The 1270-nt window shown below is 46.5% G+C and carries 1 protein-coding gene and 1 pseudogene; both read left to right on the top strand.

Annotation, left to right across the window (positions count from 1 at the left end; translation table 11 throughout):
* Positions 1-575, top strand: a pseudogene (locus AB5935_RS26635) (chorismate-binding protein); the annotation flags it as partial.
* Between the two features lie 19 nt (positions 576-594).
* The coding region (menD, locus tag AB5935_RS26630) for a 2-succinyl-5-enolpyruvyl-6-hydroxy-3-cyclohexene-1-carboxylic-acid synthase (RefSeq protein WP_368327940.1) at positions 595-1270 on the top strand (676 nt) is incomplete at its 3' end.

Here is a 1270-nt window from a genome sequence, read left to right as displayed (position 1 = left end):
GTGCTACACTCCGCAGACGGGTATCTGGCTGGGAAGCACTCCTGAAATCATTTTATCAGGTGAAAAAGACGAATGGCATACGGTTGCGTTAGCCGGAACGCAGCCTTTACAAGATGGCAGACTGCCGCAAGTGTGGGATGAAAAGAACCGGAAAGAGCAGGATTATGTCGCTTCTTATATTCGTCGCCAACTCCTATCGTTGGGCATTCATTCTACGGAGAACGGGCCTTATCCGGCTTATGCAGGTGCTTTGTCACATTTGAAAACAGATTTCCGGTTTTCTTTGAAAGATAACAAAGGTTTGGGAGATCTCTTGAAAGTGTTGCATCCAACGCCTGCTGTATGCGGTTTACCGAAAGAAGAAGCCTATCGGTTTATATTGCAGAACGAAGGTTACGACCGCCGTTATTATTCCGGTTTTATCGGTTGGCTGGACCCGGAAGGGCGAACTGACATCTATGTGAATCTGCGGTGGACTACTGGCTTCTTCGGAATTGAATGACGAATGGCTGGAAACGGAAAAGAAGTTGCAAACCATCAAACGGCTGATTGCAACGCCTCCTTTAAAATCATAAACTACTAATAATTATCATCATGTATACAGACAAGAAGAACATACTCCAGTTGGTTGCGTTGCTCGAGGCGCACGGGATTACTAAGGTTGTGTTGTGTCCGGGTAGTCGTAATACGCCCATCGTACATACTTTGTCTAATCATCCGAACTTCACCTGTTATGCAGTGACGGATGAACGGAGTGCCGGTTATTTTGCTATTGGTCTTGCGTTGAATGGTGGTAAGCCCGCTGCTGTGTGCTGCACTTCCGGTACTGCATTATTAAATCTTCATCCGGCTGTAGCGGAAGCATTTTATCAGAATGTTCCTTTAGTTGTCATTTCAGCAGACCGTCCCGCTGCCTGGATCGGACAGATGGCTGGACAGACAGTGCCGCAACCGGGTGTGTTTCAAACGCTGGTAAAGAAGTCGGTCAATCTTCCGGAGATTCATACGGAAGAAGATGAATGGTATTGTAATCGCCTGGTGAATGAAGCTTTGCTGGAGACGAATCATCATGGAAAAGGGCCGGTGCATATCAATGTTCCTATTTCCGAACCGCTGTTTCAATTCACGGTAGATGCACTCCCGGAAGTACGTGTGATAACCCGTTATCAGGGATTGAACGTCTATGACCGTGATTATAATGATCTGGTCGACCGGATGAATAAATATCAGAAGCGCATGATTATCATCGGCCAGATGAACCTTATCTACC

The sequence above is a fragment of the Phocaeicola sp. RTP21198st1_B8_RTP21198_201120 genome, assembly GCF_040929485.1.
Taxonomy (GTDB): domain Bacteria; phylum Bacteroidota; class Bacteroidia; order Bacteroidales; family Bacteroidaceae; genus Phocaeicola; species Phocaeicola dorei.
The sequence above is the reverse complement of the archived record's forward strand: the minus strand, read 5'-3'. Positions and strand labels throughout refer to the sequence as shown.